Origin of the sequence: Enterococcus sp. (genome assembly GCF_032555305.1) — a bacterium.
Taxonomy (GTDB): domain Bacteria; phylum Bacillota; class Bacilli; order Lactobacillales; family Enterococcaceae; genus Enterococcus_A.
Genome location: NZ_JAWGOQ010000004.1, coordinates 189,411 through 204,321, shown reverse-complemented (window position 1 = coordinate 204,321; position 14,911 = coordinate 189,411). Strand labels below are relative to the sequence as shown.

The 14,911-nt window shown below is 40.9% G+C and carries 14 protein-coding genes; 10 read left to right on the top strand and 4 right to left on the bottom strand.

Going from position 1 to position 14,911, the window contains the following annotated elements:
* Positions 1-5 precede the first annotated feature (5 nt).
* The 6 genes from E6139_RS05295 to E6139_RS05270 all read left to right on the top strand — a co-directional run bounded on the left by E6139_RS05295 (position 6) and on the right by E6139_RS05270 (position 5,337).
* A complete protein-coding gene (locus E6139_RS05295) occupies positions 6-1,370 on the top strand; it encodes a PTS ascorbate transporter subunit IIC (RefSeq protein ID WP_316401997.1) in 1,365 nt (454 codons plus the stop codon).
* Positions 1,371-1,383: 13 nt separating this feature from the next.
* Positions 1,384-2,226, top strand: coding sequence for a transketolase (locus E6139_RS05290; RefSeq protein ID WP_316401996.1), 843 nt, complete (start codon positions 1,384-1,386; stop codon positions 2,224-2,226).
* Position 2,227: 1 nt separating this feature from the next.
* Complete coding sequence (locus E6139_RS05285) at positions 2,228-3,178, top strand: transketolase family protein (protein ID WP_316401995.1); 951 nt, start codon at positions 2,228-2,230, stop codon at positions 3,176-3,178.
* 86 nt (positions 3,179-3,264) lie between these two features.
* On the top strand, positions 3,265-3,963 hold the full coding sequence (locus E6139_RS05280; protein ID WP_316401994.1) for an NAD-dependent protein deacylase: 699 nt from the start codon (positions 3,265-3,267) through the stop codon (positions 3,961-3,963).
* Between the two features lie 11 nt (positions 3,964-3,974).
* Positions 3,975-4,808 (top strand): chorismate mutase, encoded by an 834-nt coding sequence (locus E6139_RS05275; RefSeq protein ID WP_316401993.1) that lies wholly within the window; start codon positions 3,975-3,977, stop codon positions 4,806-4,808.
* Position 4,809: 1 nt separating this feature from the next.
* Positions 4,810-5,337, top strand: coding sequence for a transcription repressor NadR (locus tag E6139_RS05270; protein WP_316401992.1), 528 nt, complete (start codon positions 4,810-4,812; stop codon positions 5,335-5,337).
* A 35-nt stretch (positions 5,338-5,372) separates the two neighbouring features.
* On the opposite strand, the gene def is transcribed toward E6139_RS05270, so the two are convergent.
* Positions 5,373-5,936 carry a peptide deformylase gene (gene def, locus E6139_RS05265; RefSeq protein WP_316401991.1) on the bottom strand — a complete coding sequence of 188 codons (564 nt, stop codon included), beginning with the start codon at positions 5,934-5,936 and terminating at the stop codon, positions 5,373-5,375.
* Positions 5,937-6,202: 266 nt separating this feature from the next.
* Between def and rpsO the strand changes: the two genes are divergently transcribed.
* From rpsO to E6139_RS05245, 4 genes are all read left to right on the top strand, one after another.
* Entirely contained in the window at positions 6,203-6,472 is a 270-nt protein-coding gene (rpsO, locus tag E6139_RS05260) for a 30S ribosomal protein S15 (protein WP_088934178.1), read from the top strand.
* Between the two features lie 330 nt (positions 6,473-6,802).
* Positions 6,803-8,926, top strand: coding sequence for a polyribonucleotide nucleotidyltransferase (gene pnp / locus E6139_RS05255; protein WP_316401990.1), 2,124 nt, complete (start codon positions 6,803-6,805; stop codon positions 8,924-8,926).
* A gap of 584 nt (positions 8,927-9,510) precedes the next feature.
* Entirely contained in the window at positions 9,511-11,508 is a 1,998-nt protein-coding gene (locus E6139_RS05250; protein ID WP_316401989.1) for a KUP/HAK/KT family potassium transporter, read from the top strand.
* Between the two features lie 133 nt (positions 11,509-11,641).
* Positions 11,642-12,175 carry a hypothetical protein gene (locus E6139_RS05245; protein WP_316401988.1) on the top strand — a complete coding sequence of 178 codons (534 nt, stop codon included), beginning with the start codon at positions 11,642-11,644 and terminating at the stop codon, positions 12,173-12,175.
* A gap of 3 nt (positions 12,176-12,178) precedes the next feature.
* Here E6139_RS05245 and E6139_RS05240 read toward each other — a convergent pair whose 3' ends face one another.
* The 3 genes from E6139_RS05240 to E6139_RS05230 all read right to left on the bottom strand — a co-directional run bounded on the left by E6139_RS05240 (position 12,179) and on the right by E6139_RS05230 (position 14,823).
* Entirely contained in the window at positions 12,179-13,549 is a 1,371-nt protein-coding gene (locus E6139_RS05240) for an MATE family efflux transporter (protein WP_316401987.1), read from the bottom strand.
* A 128-nt stretch (positions 13,550-13,677) separates the two neighbouring features.
* Positions 13,678-14,001, bottom strand: a complete 324-nt coding sequence (locus E6139_RS05235; protein WP_316401986.1) for a DUF960 domain-containing protein — start codon at positions 13,999-14,001, stop codon at positions 13,678-13,680.
* Between the two features lie 204 nt (positions 14,002-14,205).
* Positions 14,206-14,823, bottom strand: a complete 618-nt coding sequence (locus E6139_RS05230) for a 50S ribosomal protein L25/general stress protein Ctc (RefSeq protein WP_316401985.1) — start codon at positions 14,821-14,823, stop codon at positions 14,206-14,208.
* Between the last annotated feature and the right edge of the window lie 88 nt (positions 14,824-14,911).

Sequence of the window (14,911 nt, the reverse complement as noted above, 5' to 3'; positions counted from 1 at the left end):
TACAAATGAACGGGATTTTAGATATATTAATCGATATCGCCAGTACACCGGCACTATTAGTTGCGTTGATTGCGATTTTAGGGAATGTTCTTCAGAAGAAAGATACTGCTGCGATTGTAAAAGGGGGGATCAAGACATTTGTTGGCTTCCTAGTAGTAACAGCAGGAGCTGGTGTCGTTGAAGGCTCATTAGCACCATTTGGTGAAATGTTCCAAGCTGCCTTTAATATGCAAGGTGTCGTGCCTAATAATGAAGCGATTGTTGCCTTAGCCTTAACAAAATATGGAACGTATACAGCACTTATTATGTTAGTTGGAATGGCCTTTAATATTTTGATCGCTCGTTTTACTCGGTTTAAATACATTTATTTAACAGGTCATGCGACCTTGTATATGTCGTGTATGATCGGTGTAATCTTGAGCGTAACGAAGATGGGAACAGTGCCGTTAGTATTATTCGGAGGATTAGCATTAGGGATTGCCAATACGATTTTTCCGGCGATTGCGCAGCCATTTACGAAGCAAATCACTAAAAATAATACAGTTGCGTTAGGACATACGGGGAATTTTGGCTATGCCTTGAGTGGCTTGATTGGTAAATATGTCGGCAATAAAGAAAAATCAACAGAAGATATCAACTTTCCAAAGGGACTTTCTTTCCTACGTGATTCAACGGTCAGTATCACAATCACCATGGCAGTTGTTTATGTGATTGTGGCCTTGTTTGCAGGCAATGATTTTATTACAGAAAATCTAAGTGGCGGCACAAATTACATTATTTATTCCTTGCAACAAGCAGGTTCATTTGCTGCTGGAGTATTTGTCATCCTAGCTGGGGTGCGTTTGATTTTAGCGGAAATTGTACCAGCGTTTAAAGGGATATCAGAAAAATTAGTTCCAAACTCAGTTCCAGCATTGGATTGTCCGATTGTTTTTCCTTATGCTCCAAATGCGGTATTGATTGGTTTCTTGACAAGTTTTGTAGGGGGAATTGTTAGTCTGGTAATCATGGTACTTACTGGAACGACAGTTATTATTCCAGGTGTGGTTCCTCACTTTTTCTGCGGCGCAACGGCTGGTGTATATGGGAATGCCACAGGCGGTTTGCGTGGTGCAGTTATCGGATCTTTCGTTCATGGAGTCATCATCAGCTTTATGCCGATTCTTTTGATGCCTGTTATGGGTGATCTAGGCTTCCAAGGCTCAACATTCTCTGACACTGATTATGGGGTCGTAGGAATCTTCTTAGGTAACCTAGCCAATGCTGGTGGACAGATAGCGGTAATCTCAGGGATTGTCGCTGTGTTAGCAGTATTAATCGGACTAACAGTCTTTTTCAAAAATAAAAAAGCTAGCGCCGTTTCAGAATAAGAGGAGGCAGTGAATGGAGAAAGAGTTAGTAACAGAGTTAGAAGCTCTTGCAACAAAAATTCGTATCAATAGTATCGAAGCGATCCGTAAAGTCGGAGCTGGACATATTGGTGGTTCACTTTCTATCGCCGATTTGCTTGCGGTTTTATATGGTAAACAAATGGTTTACGATCCAAAAAATCCACAATGGGAAAAACGTGATCGTTTAGTATTATCGAAAGGACACGCAGGCCCAGCTTGGTACAGTGCGCTATCAGCAGTGGGATTTTTCCCTGAAGAGTGGCTGTGGACGCTGAATGACGGCGGCACAAAGTTACCGTCACATCCAGATCGCATAAAAACTCCGGGAGTAGATGCAACGACGGGTTCCTTAGGGCAGGGAACCTCACTAGCAGCTGGGATCGCGACAGGTTTGCGGATGCAAGGCAGTAAGAGCTATGTATACCTGATTGTCGGCGATGGCGAATTAAATGAAGGGCAGTGTTGGGAAGCATTTCAATACCTTGCTCATAACAAATTAAATCGCTGTATCGTGTTCATTGATGAAAATAAGAAACAATTAGATGGATTAACACAAGATATCTTGAATCCATTTGATATCGCAGAAAAAATGCGGGCCTTTGGATTTTCGACACAGAAAGTCAAAGGCAATGACCTAGTAGCAATCGATCAAGCGATTGAAAATTGTAAGAAAGTGACAGATCAAGCGGTTTGTATTGTCTTAGACACTATCAAAGGTCAAGGTGTGAAATTCTTTGAAGAAATGGATGCCAATCATTCAGTGAAATTTGCTAACGAAGCAGTCCAAGAAGCAACAGATGAAGCCCTAGCAGAATTAAGAAAGGGGCGTGCCTAAGATGTTTACCTTGGCAGATAATCATGAAGTTGGAAAAGAATTACGAGGGACAGTCGTTGACGCATTAAAAGAAACAATGACAAATGATGAAACAATCGTTGCTTTAGATGCTGACCTAGGCGGCGCTAGCAAATGGACAGATATCGCGGAAAGTTTTCCGGAGCGCTTCATTAACGTAGGGATCGCGGAGGCGAATATGGTGGGTGTAGCCGCCGGTCTGAGTTTAACTGGCTATACCCCATTCATTCATACTTTTGGCCCATTTGCGACACGACGGGTACTGGATCAAATCTATCTTTCCGGGGCTTATGGCGGAAACACACTCAATATTTATGATTCTGATCCAGGATTCACTGCGGGACATAACGGTGGAACGCACACTACTTGGGAAGATATCGCATTATTACGTTCGATCCCAGAGGTCGTGATCTGTGATGCAGCAGATGAGGTCCAGATGGATTGGATTATCAAAACATTTGCACAATTAAACGGGGTTCATTACGTTCGTGGCAATCGTAAAGGTGTAAAAAATATTTATGCACCTGAGTCAACCTTTGAAATCGGTAAAGGTAATTTATTGCGCGAAGGTCAAGATTATTTAATCGTTGCTGCCGGACAGCTTGTTTCAGAGGCATTAGAAGTGGCGGCGTCATTAGAAGAGGAAGACATGTCAGTCGATGTGATTGATATGTTCACCATCAAACCATTGGACAAAGCATTATTAGTGGAACGAATAGTTGGGAAAAAAGCTGTAGTGACAATCGAAAATCACTCGATCACAGGTGGATTAGGCAGTGCTGTTGCTGAAGTTTTAGCAGACAAAGGACTGGCAGTTCCATTAACACGAATCGGTGTGGATGAGCGCTTCGGTCAAGTTGGAACGCCAAGCTTCTTACAGGAAGAGTTTGGTTTGACGACTGAGAAGATTCTGGCACAATTAAAAAGTTTATAAAAAAGAATTCCTTCGGCTATTTAGTTGGAGGAACTCTTTTTATTTTACCGTGGATTTATACTATACTGATTTATGAGGTGACAGAGATGGAAATCACGATCGATCAAGCGGTAAATATGATTAACCAAAGCAAAAAAATTACGTTTTTGACAGGTGCTGGAGTGTCTACTCCTTCTGGGGTACCAGATTATCGTTCGTTGCAGGGGGTGTATCATGGACTTGAAGCCCCGGAATATTTGTTGAGCAGCGACTGTCTAAATCGTGAACCCGAGAAATTTTACAAGTTTGTCAAACATTTATACCATGAGGAAGCGAAACCCAATGTGATTCATCAGGTGATGGCGCAGTTGGAAAAAACGAAAGATACGTGGGTTGTCTCACAAAATATTGACGGTTTGCATGCATCAGCAGGAAGCCAGCATCTAGTAAATTTTCACGGCTCCCTTTATGATTGTTACTGTCGCAAATGTCATCAATCGGTGGAGTGGTCCGATTATTTGCAAAATGACCGTCATGAAGATTGCGGTGGTCAAATTCGCCCCAACATTATTTTGTACGGGGAAGGGTTTGAAGAAACAGTGATTCAGCAAGCCATCGCGGCTGTTAGAAATGCTGATCTTATAGTGATCGTTGGAACGAGCTTCCAAGTTCATCCATTTTGTGATTTAATTTATGAAAAAAGCACGGACGCGAAAGTGCTGGTAGTCAATCAGACACCGATCCACATAGCTGGGATCTATAGTTTTGTTCAAGCGAACGGGGTCGAAGTATTTGAAAAGTTGTAGGAGGGAAATGCGTGGAGTTAACTGAAAAGGAAAAAATGATCGCCGGAAAACTATATTTTGCAGGTGATGCCGAATTAGTGGCAGATCGAAAAGATGCTCGAGAAAAGTTACGTGCGATCAATCAGGAAACAGATAAAGAAAAACGGGAAGAGTTTGTAAAAGAAGCTTTTGGTGGAACTAAGAATCACGTCTATGTGGAACCAACTATTTCCTTTGATTATGGGTATAACATTTTTGTCGGAGAGAATTTCTACTGTAATTTCCATAATGTCTTCTTAGATATTTGTCCAATTACCATCGGAGACAATTGTTTGTTTGGCCCAAATGTTCAATTATATACAGCGAGTCATCCGTTGGAGCCAAAAAAACGTAATAGCGGACAAGAGCTGGGAAAACCAATCACGATCGGAGACAATGTCTGGATTGGCGGGTCAGCCGTAGTGGTTCCTGGAGTAACTCTAGGTGATAACGTCGTGGTAGCCGCCGGAGCGGTTGTGACAAAATCATTTCCAGACAATGTTGTTGTTGGCGGAAATCCAGCTCGGATCATTAAGACGATCGAAGAAGAAAACAACGAGGACGCGCTGACACAGGCACGGAAAAAAATCGATCAGATCGATCAAGAAATCGTAGGTTTGCTAGAAAAAAGAATGTCAGCTGTTAGCGAAGTTACTGCTTATAAAGCGCAAACGAAGAAAGCTATTCTAGACACTAATCGAGAAGAAGCAGTGTTGGAAAAGATTGCAGATTTAGTGAAGGATGAAAATTATCGCGAGACGATCGTTGAGACGTTTAAGGATATTATGAAACAATCGCGGAACTATCAAGAAAGGCGGTTGAAATAGTATGATTGATGGCGATAAACGTAAAGCTGAGATTTTAGCAGCGCTGCAGCAAGCAGAAAAACCGATTAGTGCGACTAGCTTTGCAAAAGAATTCGGAGTGAGTCGTCAAATTGTAGTAGGTGATGTGGCTTTATTACGGGCAGCAGGTGAGAACATTATCGCAACTGCTCGAGGATACTTATTGGATCGTGAGTCAGAAAAAATGATCAGTAAGATTGCAGTACAGCATGCCCCTGAGGAGACTGAAAAAGAGCTGCGTACGATTATTGAACACGGCGGTGAAGTAATTGATGTCGTGGTAGAGCATCCTTTATATGGGGAGTTAGTCGGCGGATTGCACTTATCAACACAGCAAGATGTTGATGCTTTCTTAGAAAAGGCTGGAAGTTTAAAAGTCACACTTTTGTCTGAACTGACTGCGGGTATTCATTTACATACGATTGCGTATGAAACACTGGAGGATTTAACGGAGATCAAACAAGCACTTTCGGAAAAAGGCATATTATATGAAGAAAACCGTCACGCTTAAACGTGACGGTTTTTGTCTGAAAAACGAACTAGCCGCTACTCGATAACTAAAACGCCATCTTTCAAGTGTAGTGGATTTTTTTCATCGATGTGGTCGTAGAACATGATGCCGTTGATATGATCAATCTCATGCTGGACGACGATCGCATTATAGTTTTTCAAGCGAATCTTGTGTTTTTCGCCTTCTGCGTCAAAATAAGAAACAGTAATGCGTGCGGCACGAACAACATAACCAGGGACTTCGCGGTCAACAGATAGACAGCCTTCACCCTCGCCTAAGCAGGCTTCTTGAACAGAGTGGCTCAAAATTTTGGGATTGTACATCACCGTACTGATACCGTTCTCTGGCTTTTCTGGATCAACACTTGGAACATGAACGGCGATGATCCGTTTGGAAATATCTAATTGGGGCGCGGCTAAACCGACACCGCCACGTAGGTTTAATTCTTCTGCTTTTACGGGATCTTGGCTGTTTTTAAGAAATTGCAGCATCTCTTTTCCAAGCTCCACATCTTCAGCAGTTGGAGGGATCGGGACTTCTTTGGCAACTTCCCGTAGAGTGGGATGACCTTCCCGAATAATATCATCCATTGTGATCATTAAAAAATCTCCTCTCAAGACATGATTTCATCACGTTAGTTTAACACAAAAAGTAAGTAAGGTAAAAAAACTGTTTTCATTCATTCTGTTCTTTAAAAAAATTGTAATGATTCTAAAAGTCAGCTTTAAATTGCTGTACAGCTTGATTTTTTAGTATAAATCGAGTAAAGTGTTAGAGTGTGCAGAGCGCACCACCTATCACTTGGTTGGGCGATTCACCAACGCTTTACTCAGTCATAGGAAGAAAAAAGGAAGAGGTGAAAACCATGGCATTATCAAAAGAACGTAAGAACGAAATCATCAATGAATTTGCTCGCCATGAAGGAGATACTGGTTCTCCAGAAGTACAAATCGCTGTATTGACGGAAGAAATCAATCAACTAAATGAGCATGCACGTGTCCACAAAAAAGACCACCATTCATACCGCGGTCTAATGAAAAAAGTTGGTCATCGTCGTAACTTGTTAGCTTACCTACGTAAGAACGAAGTACAACGTTACCGTGAATTAATCCAACGTCTAGGACTACGTCGTTAATTCGTACTACTATTGAAAGTGAGGTTCCTAGGAATCTCACTTTTTTGCTAGTTGCCAGTTTTTCTTTACGCTTTAGCGTAATTAGAAAAATGATTTCACTAAAAATGAGCTAGCTACTGCATTGTAGTATAAATCTAAAAAAGGGTTAGCTTTTTAACTAGTGAATTTGCATAGTTTTCTAAGTTAATCTTACACCGAGGTTTTCTCGGAAAAATAAAAGACCTTTGATTAGCGTGTTGTCACTCTACTAACCAAATGCAAGAAGCGAAGTATTTCGCTGTTTCCATTTGTTTAGTAGCGTCGCACTGGTCAAAGGGAAAAGGAGAAGTTATGTCAGAAAAACAAGTTTTTAAAACCACTTGGGGCGGGCGCCCTCTGCAAGTTGAAATCGGTCAGCTTGCGAAACAAGCCAATGGCGCAGTTTTAGTTCGTTATGGCGATACTGTTGTATTGAGTGCAGCAGTTGCCTCAAAAGAAGCAAAAGATACCGACTTTTTCCCATTAACCATCAACTATGAAGAAAAAATGTATGCGGTAGGGAAAATCCCTGGTGGCTTCATTAAACGTGAAGGCCGTCCAAGTACAGAAGCGACTCTTACAGCTCGCTTGATTGACCGCCCAATTCGTCCAATGTTTGCTGAAGGTTTCCGTAATGAAGTTCAAGTAACGAACTTCGTCATGAGTGTGGAACAAGATTGCTCACCAGCAATGGCAGCAATGTTTGGTTCTTCATTAGCGTTAGCAATTTCCGATATTCCATTTGATGGACCAATCGCAGGTGTTGATGTAGGTCGTGTAAACGGAGAATACGTGTTGAACCCAACAGTGGAACAACATGAAGCTTCAGACATTGACTTAACAGTTGCCGGTACAAAACAAGCCATCAACATGGTTGAATCTGGGGCAAAAGAAGTTTCAGAAGAAGATATGCTAGGCGCGTTATTATTCGGTTTCGACGCAATTAAGGAAATGGTTGCTTTCCAATCTGAGATTGTTGCTGCAGTCGGCAAAGAAAAAATGGAAGTTTCTTTATTACAAGTGGATGCAGACTTGAAAAAAGAAATCTTCGACGGCTACTACGAAACAATGAAAACAGCCGTAATGACGATGGATAAATTGGCTCGTGAAGACGAGATCGAAAAAGTCAAAGAAACAGTTAAAGAAGTCTACGCTGAAAAGTTTGCGGATCATGAAGAGGAAGCGCAACTAACGAAGGAAGTAAAACAAATCGCCGAAGATCTTGAAAAAGACGTCGTTCGCGAATTGATTACAATTGATAAAATTCGTCCTGATGGTCGTAAATTAGACGAGATTCGTCCGTTAGATGCTGAAACTGGTGTCTTACCGCGTGTTCACGGTTCAGGTCTGTTTACACGAGGACAAACACAAGCATTATCAGCTTGTACATTAGCACCTTTAGGGGAACATCAAATTATTGATGGGTTAGGATCAGTTGAAAGCAAACGATTCATCCATCATTACAACTTCCCGCAATTCTCTGTTGGTTCTACAGGACGCGCTGGTTCTCCAGGTCGTCGTGAAATTGGACATGGAGCATTGGGTGAACGTGCACTAGCACAAATCATCCCAAGTGAAGAAGACTTCCCTTATACAATTCGTTTAGTTGCGGAAGTATTGGAATCAAATGGATCTTCTTCGCAAGCAAGTATCTGTGCTGGTACTTTGGCATTGATGGATGCTGGTGTACCAATCAAAGCACCAGTAGCTGGGATTGCTATGGGTCTTGTATCTGATGGCGAAAACTACACCATCTTAACGGATATCCAAGGCTTGGAAGATCACCTTGGTGACATGGACTTTAAGGTTGCCGGAACAAAAGACGGAATCACTGCTTTGCAAATGGATATCAAGATCCAAGGAATCACTGAACAAATCCTTTCTGAAGCGTTGACGCAAGCGAAACAAGCACGAATGGAAATCTTGGAAGTCTTAACGGACACAATCGCTGCACCACGTGAAGAATTAAGCCCATATGCACCGAAGATTGAAATGATTCAAATCGATCCAGATAAGATCAAAACAGTCATCGGTAAAGGAGGCGACACAATCAACGGAATCATTGAAGAGACTGGCGTGAAGATCGACATTGATCAAGAAGGTAACGTTAGCATCGCTTCATCTGATGCAGATATGATTAAGAAAGCGATCAAGATCATCGAAGAATTGACTAAAGAAGTCAAAGTCGGCGAAGTTTACTTAGGTAAAGTCGTTCGTATTGAAAAATTTGGTGCTTTCGTGAATTTGATCAAGGGCAAAGATGCTTTGGTCCACATTTCACAGCTTGCTAAAGAACGTGTCAACAAAGTTGAAGACATCTTAAAATTAGGCGATGAAGTTCTAGTTAAAGTAACAGAAATCGATCGTCAAGGTCGTGTGAATGCTTCTCGTAAAGCAATGTTGAAAGATGAAGAAAGCAAAAAAGAAGAAAAATAGTTGATCCGTGAGGGTATTCTTTGACAATTCTCTCCGTAAACTAGATAATACGAGTAAGTTTTAGGGGAGTAGCGACATAGAGCAGTCTCTATGCTTTTAGATCAACAACTAGTGCGCAGCGCTGGTCTAAGAGATAATTTGCCAGACCTAAACAATAGTGAAAACTGTTGTTTAGGTCTTTTTTGCGAGTTTCTCTTCGCGTCTCAGCGCGATTAGAGAAATCGTATGTGTACGAAAATAGTATTATTTTTCCTGTTTTTGGAAAAATAAGGTCATCTAGATTGAGCTAACTGTCAGTTCTGCTTTTTGCAGTTTGTTTAGTTTGTGTTTAACATATTATTTCTTAGGAGATTTTATCGAACCAGCTGTATAGCAGAATGATATATCGACGAAGATAGGTATAAATTTTGTAAAAAATTTATAATCATTAATACCTTAAGTCGATTGCGAGTTTCTCTTCGCGCTTCAGCGTGATTAGAGAAATCGTATGTGTACGAAAATGGCTTATTAAATGAAGCTGCCTAAAACTTTTTAAATAAATAATCAATACCGATTCAGCAGATGCTGTAACAGGAGTGTGCGAGATGGAAAAGAAAAAAGATCATACTAAAAAGCTTTCAGCAGCAGGGCTGTTGATTGCAATGGGCGTTGTTTATGGCGATATCGGAACAAGCCCGTTGTATGTAATGAAGGCTATTTTAGAAGAAAACGGCGGACTGAGTACCGTTACTCAAGATTTTGTGCTTGGCGCAGTCTCGTTGGTTTTTTGGACCGTTATGCTTTTAACGACAGTCAAATATGTATTGATTGCGTTAAGGGCTGATAATCACGGTGAGGGAGGGATTTTCTCTTTATATACGTTGGTCCGTAAAGGTGGAAAATATTTGATCGTACCAGCGATGATCGGCGGAGCCGCCCTGCTGGCCGATGGAGTGCTTACGCCAGCGGTAACAGTCACGACCGCAATTGAAGGGCTAAGAGGAATTCCAGATTTTTATCAAAAATTTGGCAACAATCAAAACGTCATTGTGATGATAACTCTAGTGATTCTGCTATTTTTATTTTTAATTCAACGCTTTGGAACGGATTTTGTCGGTAAGGCTTTTGGTCCGATCATGTTTTTATGGTTCACATTTTTAGGATTGATGGGTCTACTGAACATTCCTTATGATTTCAGTGTGATCAGAGCCTTGAATCCTTATTACGCGATTCATTTATTATTTAATCCAGATAACAAGATGGGGATCTTTATCTTAGGCAGTATTTTCCTAGCGACGACTGGTGCAGAAGCCTTGTATTCTGACATGGGGCATGTAGGAAAGAAAAATATCCATATCAGTTGGCCATATGTACTGCTTTGCTTAATGTTGAATTATGCTGGTCAAGCGGCATGGATCTTACATGTTAAAGGAAATGCTTCGATCGAAGGGATCGAAAACTTGAATCCTTTCTTCCAGATTTTACCTGATGGCTGGATGATTTTCGGTGTGGTGTTTGCGACGATCGCTGCGGTGATTGCATCACAGGCATTGATTTCCGGTTCGTTTACGTTAGTTTCAGAGGCGATCAAACTGAAATTGCTGCCAAGAATGCGGATTATCTACCCTGGGAAAAGCATCGGGCAAATGTATATTCCGGCAATCAATATGATTTTATGGGCAGCATGTTCATTGATCGTTTTGACCTTCCGCACGTCTAGCCATATGGAAGCAGCTTACGGGCTGTCGATTACCGTAACGATGTTGATGACAACGTTCCTTTTGTATCATTATTTATTGCAAAATGGGACATCGCGATTTTTAGCTGCTCTTATGCTCGTTTTCTTTGGAACGTTGGAAGGCTTCTTCTTTATTTCGAGTGTTACGAAATTTTTCCACGGCGGCTTTGTTGCGGTGGCGATGGCACTCTTAATCTTAAGTGTCATGTATATTTGGTATCGCAGTAATCGAGTGCAGGAAAATACAAGTCAAGATGTGAATTTCAAAGACTATCTGCCGCAATTGCAAGAGTTGCACGACGATGACAAGATTCCTTATTATCAAACCAATGTCGTTTTCTTGGTTCCGCGTTTAGATGGAGACGCAATCCCGCAACAATTTATTTATTCGATTTTGGATAAGCGTTTGAAACGGGCAAAAGTTTATTGGTTCGTGAATGTGGAAGTAACCGATGAACCCTACACTGAGGAATATAGTATTGATATGATGGGTACAGACTTTATTGTAAAAGTAAAACTTTATCTGGGCTTCCGAATCTCTCAAGACGTAAATGTTTATTTGCGACAAATCATCCATGATTTAATGAAACAGGGACGATTGCCAAAACAACCGCAGCACTATTCGTTAACGCCTGGGCGACAGGTTGGTGATTTCCGTTTTGTGATGATCCAAGAAGTGTTATCGAATATGACGAAATTGGACAAATGGGATCGGCAAGTTATGCAGGCACGCCTTGCGATCAAGCATCATACTGTAACTCCGGAACGCTGGTTCGGAATCGAATATAGTGAAGTAACTTATGAGACGGTTCCATTGATCGTTGGCGAAACAAGGAAAACATGGCTTAAAGAGCGAAGAGGATAATTTTATCCAGCCTTTACCAAATAATTTATTCATTGAAGGAGTTTTTGGCGGAAAGAAATGCCAAAAGCTCTTTCTTTTTTATTGGAAATAAGTTAAATTAAGATTAAAAAACAGCGAAGGTGAGGGTTGCGAAATGGAGATGACAATTTCGGGATTACGAGAAAAGCTGGGTGAAGCGGATGAAGAACAATTGAGGAATTTAATTTGTGAGCTGTATAAACACTCAGAAGTTGCTCAACAAATCGTAGATACACGATTTTTAGGTGATGATTACGGGATGCAGCTAGCACAAGCTACAAACCAAAAATTGGAAAAAGCCTTTTTTCCGCATGGAGAGGTTGATCGTACTTTAGTAAAGGCGAAAGAGTTATTGCGGAAATTTCGCAGAACTTGTCAAAATCAGCGAGCGCTGATTGATGTAGAGCTCTATTTTGTTGAATGCGGATTGGATTTTGTAGGTATTTTTGGCGAGTCAGATGAAACGATTAAAGAAATGATGATTACGAATTATGCTTCGGCGGTTGCACGGATACTAGAGGATGATTCGCAGATTTATTTTCACCTCTATTTTTCCAGATGCAATCAGATCGTTGATACAACAAGAGAATTTACTTCAGGATTTTCACAGGATATGTTTGATGTGTACTATCAGTTAGCAAAAGAGTGAGGCCTAGGCCTCACTCTTTAATTCCAATTGTACTTGTTGTTCCTGATCTAATTTTTTTAAGTGACGCATGGCTTTGAAATATGAAGTCAGTAAGACTGCTGTTGATCCCATCCATGCCAGAGGTGAGGCAAAAGCCGCTCCAGCAAAGCCAAAGGCATGAGTCAAAATGATAGCAGCGAATGAGCGCATAACGAGTTCCATAATCCCGGCGATCGTCGGGATTTTTGCTTGCCCTAATCCCTGCAGGGTATAGCGAAGGATAAATAATATCGCTAGAACCCAATACAAGGAACCGTTAATCACAAAATACGTTTGAGTTAATTGAAACACTTGTACTTCACTAGGATTTACAAAAAGAGCTACGAAATAATGACCGCATGTAATTACTAAAAGTCCTACAAAAATACTGAAGGCACCACTCATCATCAAACATTGCTTCACGCCAAGCAAGATTCGACCATATTCTTTTGCGCCGAAATTCTGGGCAGTAAAGGTCGCCATTGTGATCCCAAACGACATCATTGGTAAAATCGCCAACTGATCAATTCGGCTTGCAGTGGTCTGGGCGGCAACAACATCTGTTCCTAAGGTATTCAATGCCGACTGTAAAATTACAGCACCGATGGCGATGATTGATGATTGAAAACCAATAGGCAATGCCGAATTCAAATGAACGCGTAAATCCTCTTTATCCAAAGAAAAATGCTTGCGGCTGATCTGCAATAAAGGAATTTTTTTCCGGATAAACCAAACACACATCAAACTTGCAGCAACTTGAGCGATGACTGTCGCAAATCCCGCACCAGCAACCCCCATATGAAAATAAATGATAAAGACTAGATCTAAGACAACATTGATAACCACAGCAAAAGCTAGAAAGAATAGTGGGGTACGGCTATCGCCTAGCGCACGGACCATGTTGGATAAAAGATTAAAAGCCATCGAAGCGAAAATCCCGCCTAAAAGAATCGAGATGAATTCTTGTGCTTGATCTAATAATTCGGGAGGCGTCTGCATAAGCAATAGTAACGGACGTAAGAATAACAAGCTCAAAGCCGTTAAGACAATCGTGACACCAAGGCTGATGATAATCGAAGTGGCGAAACTTTTTCGCACACCTTGAGCATCTTTGGCACCAAAGCGCTGAGCAGTAATAATCGAGAGCCCAGAAGTTAACCCCTGTGCAAAACCAATAATTAAAAAGCTGACACTGCTAGTAGCCCCAACAGCTGCCAGAGCATCTTTTCCTAATGTCTGACCAACGACTAACATATCAACCATACTGTAAAATTGCTGAAAAACATTTCCTACAAACAAAGGCAAGGCGAATAAAATAATCAGCTTTGCCGGATTTCCTCGAGTCAGTTCTTTCATCTTTTTCCTGCTTTCTAATAAAATTTTCTGATTGATATTACCACAATATTTTCTGAAAGCAAGTGTCTTGGACAAAAAGTTAAGAAAAAAAGACAACCCTTAAGAAAGGTTGTCTCGTGAGTTTGGGATTAGCGTTGACGAATCTCATTTGGTAATAAAATGGTTTGACGATTTCCATCATCATAAGCGTAGACTTCTTGCGGAAAATCGTAAGAAAATCCGAATGGCAAATCGATCCCCATTTCAACTTCGCTGCCTTCTTGAGAGAAGTGCATCGTGACACGACCATCATTATTGATCAAATCAAAACTTAAGATATTGTCTAATGGGACTAATCCCTTTAAGTCTAGGTCAATGATATACCAGATACTATCAATCAGCTCGCCTGGCAAGCTGGACACCACACCGACAGAGGCATAACGACTTTTTTTTGAATCAAATGTTTCAAACATAGATTTTTCCTCCTTTAGTTGGAATCACTTACTTAAAGTACAAGTAAGCTTTGTAGTGACTAATTGTAATTCTTTTTTACAGAAAAAACCACTCTTAGCGCTTGTTATCTAAGAAAAAGTAAAAAATCTATGAATTTAAAGTCGGGATGGTCTATATAAAAGAAAAAAGAAGTGTCGCAAAAAGCGGCACTCCTCGTTAAATTTTTATTCTTCTGTTGATTCGCCGATCACTTCTGGTTCTGCGCCTTCAGTAACTTCGTCTTCTTCAGGAAGTTCTTGTGCTTCTTGGACAGCGACGATTTGTTCTTCAGCATCAGTAACGATTGAATAATCATCGTTCTTAGGAAGATCACCGATTGAGATTGACTGACCAATTTCTAATCCAGAGATATCAACATCAATACCTTCTGGTAATTTTTCAGGTGTTGCAGAAACGGTTGCTGTATAAAGTGTTTGAGTTAATACACCACCAGCTTTCACACCAGTAGATTCACCAACTAAGTTGATTTCTGTTTCAGCTTCTGTTTCTTCAGACATGTTTACAGATAATAATTCAATGTGCGTCAAACGATGAGTAAAGGTATCCATCTGTGTTTCACGCAATAACGTGTTTACTTTCTTACCGCCGATTTCGATAGCAAAAACGGTATTCGCTCCATTTTCACGCAGTAACGCTGAAAATTCACGTTCGTCGATTGAGATAGGTGTGCTTTCAACCTGATACCCATTAACGACTGCTGGAACTTTTCCTTCGTGACGTAATTTGTTGCGAATGGAACGGGGACGTGTTGCTCTTTCTTCTACTTTCAATGATACTGCCATAACCAAATTCCTCCTTAAAATGTGACTGCCTGTGGTTTTCAGACAGATTTTATTTAAGTGACGGGTTATTCTCAGCACAATGGCTTTG